Source organism: Desulfuromonas sp. TF (assembly GCF_000472285.1).
GTDB lineage: Bacteria > Desulfobacterota > Desulfuromonadia > Desulfuromonadales > ATBO01 > ATBO01.
Genome location: NZ_KI421418.1, coordinates 1 through 8,540 on the forward strand (window position 1 = coordinate 1; position 8,540 = coordinate 8,540).

An 8,540-nucleotide genomic window follows, 5' to 3' on the forward strand; every position below is an offset into this window, starting at 1 on the left:
TGACGAAGCGAGGGTGAGAAACAGAAAGGCAAGCATGGTCGGGCTGAATTTCATGACATAAGTATAGCAGACCGGCTCGTGGATGCCCGATGCCGCACGGATGAGCAGAGTTGAGCCTCTTTCCCGCAGAGGGGAGCGGCCTCCTTTACTGTTCGACAAAAAGATCCGCCTCCTCTACAATGGGCTCTCCCGGACCCGGAGTCCTTGGAAGAAACCGCCATGGAAAATTCCCATCGAAACCTGAAATTCACCGTCCCTCTTGTCGACGGCCTGGCCGTCGAGGCGGTTTTCTACGGCAGCGGAACCCTGTGTGTCTCCAGCCAGGCCGGCTGTGCACTGCAATGCCCTTTCTGCGCCTCCGGATCCCGGGGTCTCCTGCGCAATCTGAGTTCCGGAGAGATGGCTCTGCAATTGAACACCGCCGTCGACCGGGGCTTTACGCCAAAACGGGTGACCGTATCCGGAATAGGCGAACCGCTGCACAATGCCGCAGCGGTCCTGGACTTTATGGACATCTGCCGGAGGCGCGCTCTTCCAGTTTCCCTGACTACCACCGGCAACCCGCTGCAGACGCTGCGAGAATTTCTCCCCATGCCCCACAACGGGCTCATGCTTTCCCTTCATGCAGGATCCTCCGAAACCCACCGTCGTCTCATTCCTCACGGGCCCGACTATGACCTGCTCTGGACCGTACTGGGCGAGGTTCTACCTTCCTGCTCCAGGCGCAGGCGTCGCAAGATCGGCATCAATTATCTCCTTCTGGAGGGTTTGACCGATACCGACCGGGAGTGGTCCCTGCTTGCGGAAAGGATGCGCCCTTTTCCCGAATTGAGCCTCCATCTGTTGACCTGCAACCCGGTGCCCGGCAGTCCTTTCAGAAGTCCACCTCCTGAAAAGGTCGCCGCGATCGGCACTCTCCTGGCCGCCAGAGGCTGCAATGTCCGGATGCCAAACCGCTGGAGAAGCTGGGCCGAGGGGGGATGCGGCACTCTTTTCGTCCAGAACTTATGAGGTTCGGTTTGGAAATCTGCCGGACGCTGTGTTAACCTTGATTTGTGACGGAGATCCTCCGGCGGTTCTCCTGAACTTCTCAGCATATCCTCGGTTGCGAGAAGAGGTGAGATGCCAGACTTGATCCAGAACAACCCGGTCACCAGCTTCTCCCGGGGTTTCTACTATCCTTTTCGCGGCCTGCGACTACTGTCCCGATACCCATCGCTGCTCAAGTACATTATCATTCCCTTTCTGATCAATCTGATCATCTTTTCATCCGCCGTTTATTTCGGTCTCGATTTTTTCAACAGAACGGTTGTGCAGTATATTCCCCATGGTGAGGCCTGGTACTGGGCCATTCTTTATTACGCAGCATGGATTCTGGCGGTATTGGTGACGGCGGTTCTGGTCTTCTTTATGTTCACCGTAGTCGGGAATCTGATCGCATCGCCTTTCAACGATCTGCTGTCGGAACGCGCGGAAGAATCCCTTCTCGGCAAGGGGGCGGAGACGGCCTTTTCATTTAAAGGATTTCTCCGGGATGCTCGATCCACCCTGTTGAATGAACTGAAAAAGATGAGCCTTTTCCTGATAGGCATGGTGCTTCTGCTGCTGCTCAATCTGATTCCCGTGCTGGGCCAGCTGGTTTATTCCGTTGCCGCCATTCTCTTCACTCTTTTTTTTCTTGTAGTGGAATATCTGGGTTACGTTTTCAGCCGGAAGAATTATTCCTTTCGCGACCAGCGACGCTATATCTGGCGCCGCAAGTTTCTCACCCTTGGTTTCGGCACCGGCGTCCTCTGCATTCTGGCAGTGCCGTTCCTTCAGTTTTTCTGCCTGCCGCTGGCGGTGCTGGGTGCCACTTTGCTGTGGTGCGAAAATTCCCGATCATCAAGCCTCGGAGAGCCTGAACCATGAGGGATATCGCTGTTTCGGCCGCCCGCGAAGGGGGCCGGGTATTGATGCAGAAATTCGGAAGGACGCTGAAGGTCCATCATAAGGGAGAAGTCGATCTCGTCACCGAGGCGGACCGGGCCGCCGAAGACGCCATCGTTTCGATGATCCATCACACCTTTCCCCGGCATGACATCCTGGCCGAGGAGGGGGAATATTCTTCCCACGGATCGGACTACCTCTGGATCATCGATCCCTTGGACGGAACCACCAACTATGCCCATGGCTTTCCCTGGTTCGCCGTTTCCATCGCCCTGGCGGTGGCCGGCGAAATCATTCTGGGGGTGGTTTACAACCCCTTTCACCGTGAATTCTTCATTGCTGAAAAGGGAAAGGGCGCCTTCCTCAACGATGTCGAGCTTCGGGTGTCGACGACCGCCCGCCTGGATCATGCCCTTCTGGCGACGGGTTTCCCCTATGACCGCAAGACGAGTCCGGCCAACAACTACGATCATTTCGTCAACTTCCAGCAGGCTGCCCGGGCGTGCCGCCGAACCGGGTCCGCCAGTCTCGATCTTGCCTATACCGCTGCCGGGCGCCTCGACGGCTTCTGGGAAATGAAGCTCAAACCCTGGGATATGGCTGCCGGGGTTCTGATGGTTCAGGAAGCAGGAGGCCGGGTGACCGATTTTGTCCAGGCGCCCCTGCAACTCCATGGGCAGGAATGTCTTGCCAGCAACGGAATCATTCATGATGACATGAGCGGGATTCTGCAAAGTGGGAAAAGGCCCTGATCCTGCGCCAAAGACCTGAAACCTTGGCCGCTTGAGACGGATATGAACCAGGCGTTCAGAAATTCAATTCTTATCATCCTTCCCTTATTGCTGCTGACGGTCTCCGTTTCAGGGGCCCTTGCCTCAGCTCCCCATCTGCTGAATGCCCGGGGGGTGACTCTGATGCAGAAAGGCGAATACGGCCAGGCTGTCGCACCCCTGCAAAAAGCTCTGGAAGGCCTTCCCTATAACGACGCCATCCGAGGCAACCTGGCGGGATGTTTTCTGGGTCTGGGATTGCAGCATCTGGAGGGGAGGCGCTTCTCGCAGGCAGCGGATGCTCTTCAGGAGGGAAAGGAGTACGCCGGCGAAGATCACAGGTTCTGGCTCTACCGTGGGCTGGCCCTGTTGCTGCAGGGAGATCATGGAGCTGCGGAAGGGGAATTGCATGAGGCACAGGCCATGGATGGAAAGGATCCCCAGGTGCATCAGCTTCTGGGCCGGATTTTCTACAATACGGGACGTCTCTATCAGGCGATCGATACCTGGGAACGAGCTTTGGAATTAGCACCGGAAGACCAGGAAACTGCTGCTCTGCTCGAGAGGGCTCGCCGGGAGCTGCCGGTCGAAAATTCGATGTCTCATGATTACGGACGCAACTTCAAAATTTCCTACAACGGTCGGGCTTTTGGAGAAGTGGGAGACCAGGTGTTGGAGGTTCTGGAGTCCGCATACAGCCAGATAGGCAATGATCTGAACTTTTATCCCGACACCGTCGTGCCGGTGCTGCTCTATACAGAGCGGGATTTCGCCGAAATCACCCGTTCTCCGGACTGGGCGGGCGGACTCTACGACGGCAAAATCCGCATTCCCGTCGGCGGCGTGTCACACATGAATCCCCAGCTCAAGGCCGTCCTTTTCCATGAATACAGTCATGTGGCTGTTCATTTTCTGACCAGTGGGCGCTGTCCTGTCTGGCTGAATGAAGGCCTGGCACAGATCGCCGAGCGCCGTCATCATGACCCGCCCCTGAGGGCGCTCGCGGCGGCAGTCGAAGAAGACAGGCCCCTCGCTTTCGAGCCCCTTGAAAAGTCCTTCGCCGGTCTCTCCCGCGAAGAGGCCCAACTGGCCTATGAGCAGTCCTATTCGCTGACCGCATATATGGTCGAACAATATCACTGGTACAAGATGGCTGAACTTCTGGCCGCCCTGGGAGAAGGGCTTCCCATGGGAGAAGCCGTCAGCGCCGTTCTCGGAGAATATGGTGTGAATTACGTCTCCCTTCAGGCGGCCTGGCATCGACAGCTCGCGAAAGGGTTCTGAGCGGAGAGCCCCGGCGGCTGTGCTATAATTTATTCAGGAATCAACCGCAAAAGAAGTTTTCCGCTCGCTCCGAGTTGTTCAGGCGGTGGGCCGGCCCTGGGAGCGGGCATCAGCGGCGAAGGAGGTAGCATGGCCGAGAGGAACAAGCAGGTGGAAGAACGCGATGTTGAAGCTGGACTCGACGGGAACCTCAAACGAGTGGATGAAGATCTGGACATCATGGAACGGCATGCGGAAGAATTGGACCGGGTGGAGGATGATATTCAGGAGTCGATGAGAAAGTGGGATCGTGAATTCAAAAACGCCAGCCTTCACAGCGTCCCCAAGCCTCGCAAGCATATGCGTTAACAGCACCAAATAAAAGGGGCCCCCTTGCAAGGGGGCCCCTTGGTTATAATGGATGGTTATTCTCCCTGAGAGGACTCTTTTTCCTGCTCTTCCGCCAGCGGTATTTCAGCCTTTATCGCCTCAATTTCCTCTTCCAGTATGGCGGCGGCCTGTTTGAGGCTGTCGAGCTTCTGCAAAAGGGCCGAGACGTCTTCCGCCGCCAGCAAGTCTGCTGCGCCGGAATCCCGACTATCGTCGATCAGCTTGCCCAGATCGCAATGCGTGTTGCTGATTTTTTTGTGCAGGGAGGCCAGATCAATTTTTTTCTGTACCACCCGCTTGTACTGGTTGGCCCGGAAGGTAGCATTATGAAAGGTTTTGCGGGTGGCGGACCATAGTTTTTCGGTCGTTCCCTTGCTCTCTTCACCTTCCTTGTGTTCTTCGTTTTCTTTCATTGTGTTCCTCCATTACGATTCAATAAACAACAATTGAATGCAATAGTAGCATTTATGCCCACTCAGTCAAGTGCATCGGTTTTTTTGGGTCTTTAACCTTGCCGGGTGCGCAGTTTTGGTCTAAACTTTTGAGCGATTTTTACATTGCATCTATTCAAATCAACCAGCGACAGCTGGAAAAGGAGTAAATCATGGCCGAACCCGGCAAGACCAAATTTCAGATCGATCTGCGGCGTTATCTGCGAGAACAGGGGGAAGACAGGAATCTGACCCGTGTAATCTGCGAAATTGCCGAGGCTTCCAAATACATCGTCAACTCCATTCGAACCGGAGACCTTGGCGTGGCGGGGACATCCAATCTCTATGGCGAACAGCAGTTGGCCCTGGATGTCCTCTCCGACCGGATTATGCGCAAGAGGTTGTTTCACTCCGGAGTTATCGCCAATATCGTATCGGAGGAAACCAACGACATCATTCCCGTCTCGCCGGATTGTGAAGGAAAGTATTCCGTTGCGTACGACCCGCTTGACGGGTCCTCGCTGGTCGACGTGAACCTCGCCGTGGGGACCATCGTCTCCATCTACGAGGGGTGCGATCTCATGCAGCCGGGGCGCAATCAGGTGGCGGCCCTGTATATCCTCTACGGCCCCCGGACCACCCTGGTCTATTCCACCGGAAAAGGGGTGCATGAGTTCGGGATGAACCAGTTGATGGAATACAACCTGCTGCGGGAGAACATCCAGGTTGCGCCCAAGGGCAGCATCTACTCCCCCGGCGGACAGCGCAACCTTTATACGCCCGGTACGGAAGCTTTCGTCCGGGAACTGGAGGAGAAAGGCGCCAAGCTGCGCTACAGCGGCGGATTCGTTCCGGATATCAATCAGATCCTGATCAAGGGCAAGGGGCTGTTTCTCTATCCCCATCTGCAGGGCGCCCCTGACGGAAAGCTGCGCCTCCTGTACGAATTGAATCCCATGGCCTTCCTGATGGAGCAGGCCGGCGGAGCGGCGTCCACCGGTAAGAGGAGGATTCTCGATCTCGTTCCCGAGAATATCGAACAGCGGGCGCCGGTTTTTATCGGCTGCAAGGAGGATGTGGCCCGGGCGGAGGAGTTGATTGCCGCTCACGGCTGATCGAATACCTTCAACTAGCGGAATCAATAAAGAAAAGCCCGGAAACAGCTGCCTCCGGGCTTTTCTTTTATGTACGAGCTTGAAAAGAGCGATCCTTACTGCAGAAGAGCCTTAACCTTTTCGAAGCCTGCGTTATAGGCCTTTTCGTTGAGCTCGATGAAGGCCTTGGGGACTTTGGCGAGGACGGCTTTGAGGCCGGCTTCGCGGGAAACAACGTCGGTAAGTGCGATCATGGCGCCGAGAGCGACAACGTTGGCGACGATTTCGCGGCCGATTTCATCCTTGGCCGTGCGCATGATCGGCATTTTGTAGATTTTGAAATTCCCCTCCGGGGCCCTGGGGGCGAAGTCCGAGTCCAGCAGCAGGACTCCGCCGGGCTTGATGCCGTTGGCGTATTTGTCGGCGGCTTCCTGGGTCATGGCCAGGCAGGCATCGACTATGGTGGCCTTGGGGTAGTCGATCGGCCCATCGGAGATGATGACCTCCGATTTGGAGGCCCCGCCGCGGGCCTCGGGGCCGTAGCTCTGGGACTGGACGGCGTTTTTCCCCTCAATGATGGAGGCCGCCTCGGCCAGTATGATTCCGGCGGTGATCAGACCCTGACCACCGGCGCCGGAAAATCGAATCTCATATCTTTCTGCCATCGATTTATTCTCCTTATTCGCTTAGGTGCGGGAATCAGGCCCCTTGGGCTCTGGTGATCACCTTGGCATACTGTTCGCAGTACTCGGGTTTTTCCTCCTTGTAGAGGACGCCGGTGAGGACCTTGCCTTCCAACTGCTCGGCCGTCATCTTGGCCGCGGCCGCCACGGGAACGGCGATCTCCTTGAGGCGCTTCATCATGTCGACGACGCTGCGGAACTTGTTGCGCCGGCCGTAGGTGGTCGGGCAGTCGTCGAGCACCTCGATGACGGACATCCCCTTGTGCTTGATTCCCTCGGCGATCAGCTTGTCGATCTGGGTAGCGTGGAAGGCCGTGGTGCGGGCGACGAAGGTCGCGCCGGCGCCGATCGCCAGCTTGCTGATGTCGAAAATCGGGTCGGGGTTGCCGTAGGGAGTGGTGGAGGCCTTGTCGCCGGTCGGGGTGCAGGGGGAGAACTGGCCGCCGGTCATGCCGTAGATGAAGTTGTTGAAGATGACGTAAGTCATGTCGATGTTGCGCCGGCAGGCATGAATGAAATGGTTGCCTCCGATGGCGGTGCCGTCGCCGTCGCCGCCGACCACGATCACGTTCATCTCGGGTTTGGCCATCTTCACACCGGTGGCGAAAGCCGCCGCGCGGCCGTGGGCGGTGTGGAGGGTGTTGAAATCGACATAGCCGGGCAGACGGCTGGCGCAGCCGATCCCGGAGACGATGGCGGTGTTGTCCTTGTCCAGGTTGCACATGTCGATCGCCCGGAGAAGGCCCTTCATGGCAATGCCGTGACCGCAGCCGGGGCACCAGATGTGGGGCAGTTTGCCGGGGCGCAGATATTTATCGTAATCAAAAGCCATCTTACTTGACCTCCTTGACTTTATCCATGATCTGGCCGGGGTTGATCGGCTCGCCGTCGACACGGCCGATGAAGCCGATGGTGCAGGATCCTTTGGTGACCCGCTCAACCTCGAGCACCATCTGACCCAGGTTCATCTCGGGAACGACAATGGCCTTGGCCTGCTTGCCCAATTCGGCGACACGCTTCTCGGGGAAGGGCCACAGGGTGATGGGACGGAAAAGCCCAGCCTTGATCCCTTCCTTGCGCAGTTCGTTGACGGCATAGCGGGCGCTGCGGCTGGTGGAGCCGTAGGCAAAGATGACGACTTCGGCGTCCTCAGTAAGATACTCCTCGTTGGACTCGATTTCGGCCTGAGCGGCATCCACCTTGCGGATCTGGCGGCGCTGCTCGTCATCGACCAGGTTGGCTTTGGTGGTGGGGAACCCGTCGGCGGCCTTATTCAGGCCGGTGACATGGAACCGGTAACCGCTGCCGAAAGCGGCCAGGGGGGGGACGTCGCCGAAAGAGGGATCGAAGGGCTTGTACTCCTCGGGGGGAACCGTCGGTCCCTGGCGGTCGATCACTTCGAGGTCGCCGGGTTCGGGGAACTCGATGCGCTCGCGCATGTGTCCGACGATCTCGTCGTAGAGGACCTGAACCGGCATGCGGTATTTTTCGGCCAGGTTGAAGGCGCGCACCGTCTCGGAAAAGATCTCCTGACAGGAAGCGGGCACCAGGGCTATGGCGGCATGGTCGCCGTGCGTACCCCATTTGGCCTGCTGCACGTCGGACTGACCCGGGCCGGTCGGCATGCCGGTGGAGGGTCCGCCGCGCATGACGTTGATGATGACGCAGGGGACTTCGGCGATGCAGGCATAGCCGATCAATTCCTGCTTGAGGGAGACGCCGGGACCTGAAGTCGCGGTCAGGACCTTCGCTCCGGTCAGCGAGGCGCCGATGACCGAGGCCATGGCGCCGATCTCGTCTTCCATCTGGATAAATTTACCGCCGATCTTGGGAAGCTCCACGGACAAGACTTCCGCAACTTCGGTGGAGGGGGTAATGGGGTATCCGCCGAAAAATGTGCAACCGGCGTACAGGGCGCCTTGGGCACACGCCTCATTTCCCTGCAACAGAGCAACTTTCTTAGCCACGTTAACCAACCTC

The 8,540-nt window shown here is 57.5% G+C and carries 10 protein-coding genes; 6 read left to right on the forward strand and 4 right to left on the reverse strand.

Annotated elements, in window-relative coordinates; translation table 11 throughout:
• Positions 1-219 precede the first annotated feature (219 nt).
• The 5 genes from DTF_RS22590 to DTF_RS0108220 all read left to right on the forward strand — a co-directional run bounded on the left by DTF_RS22590 (position 220) and on the right by DTF_RS0108220 (position 4,331).
• A complete protein-coding gene (locus DTF_RS22590) occupies positions 220-1,011 on the forward strand; it encodes a radical SAM protein (protein WP_155890760.1) in 792 nt (263 codons plus the stop codon).
• Between the two features lie 111 nt (positions 1,012-1,122).
• Positions 1,123-1,911 carry a sulfate transporter CysZ gene (cysZ, locus tag DTF_RS22595; protein ID WP_051361158.1) on the forward strand — a complete coding sequence of 263 codons (789 nt, stop codon included), beginning with the start codon at positions 1,123-1,125 and terminating at the stop codon, positions 1,909-1,911.
• Positions 1,908-2,681: an inositol monophosphatase family protein gene (locus DTF_RS0108210; RefSeq protein WP_027714936.1), complete on the forward strand. Its 774-nt coding sequence runs from the start codon at positions 1,908-1,910 to the stop codon at positions 2,679-2,681. Before cysZ ends, DTF_RS0108210 begins: the two co-directional genes overlap by 4 nt.
• A gap of 42 nt (positions 2,682-2,723) precedes the next feature.
• Positions 2,724-3,983 (forward strand): peptidase MA family metallohydrolase, encoded by a 1,260-nt coding sequence (locus tag DTF_RS22600; protein ID WP_051361159.1) that lies wholly within the window; start codon positions 2,724-2,726, stop codon positions 3,981-3,983.
• A gap of 129 nt (positions 3,984-4,112) precedes the next feature.
• A complete protein-coding gene (locus tag DTF_RS0108220; protein ID WP_027714937.1) occupies positions 4,113-4,331 on the forward strand; it encodes a hypothetical protein in 219 nt (72 codons plus the stop codon).
• 56 nt (positions 4,332-4,387) lie between these two features.
• Here the strand turns inward: DTF_RS0108220 and DTF_RS0108225 are convergent, their stop codons facing one another.
• Positions 4,388-4,765, reverse strand: coding sequence for a hypothetical protein (locus DTF_RS0108225; protein WP_027714938.1), 378 nt, complete (start codon positions 4,763-4,765; stop codon positions 4,388-4,390).
• A 191-nt stretch (positions 4,766-4,956) separates the two neighbouring features.
• On the opposite strand from DTF_RS0108225, the gene DTF_RS0108230 reads away from it, so the two are divergent.
• Entirely contained in the window at positions 4,957-5,898 is a 942-nt protein-coding gene (locus DTF_RS0108230; protein WP_035056334.1) for a class 1 fructose-bisphosphatase, read from the forward strand.
• A 95-nt stretch (positions 5,899-5,993) separates the two neighbouring features.
• Here DTF_RS0108230 and DTF_RS0108235 read toward each other — a convergent pair whose 3' ends face one another.
• From DTF_RS0108235 to DTF_RS0108245, 3 genes are read right to left on the reverse strand one after another with little or no spacing between them, the layout of a single operon-like run.
• Complete coding sequence (locus tag DTF_RS0108235) at positions 5,994-6,542, reverse strand: 2-oxoacid:acceptor oxidoreductase family protein (RefSeq protein ID WP_027714940.1); 549 nt, start codon at positions 6,540-6,542, stop codon at positions 5,994-5,996.
• A gap of 34 nt (positions 6,543-6,576) precedes the next feature.
• A complete protein-coding gene (locus tag DTF_RS0108240; protein WP_027714941.1) occupies positions 6,577-7,392 on the reverse strand; it encodes a 2-oxoacid:ferredoxin oxidoreductase subunit beta in 816 nt (271 codons plus the stop codon).
• Between the two features lies 1 nt (position 7,393).
• Entirely contained in the window at positions 7,394-8,527 is a 1,134-nt protein-coding gene (locus DTF_RS0108245; RefSeq protein WP_027714942.1) for a 2-oxoacid:acceptor oxidoreductase subunit alpha, read from the reverse strand.
• Between the last annotated feature and the right edge of the window lie 13 nt (positions 8,528-8,540).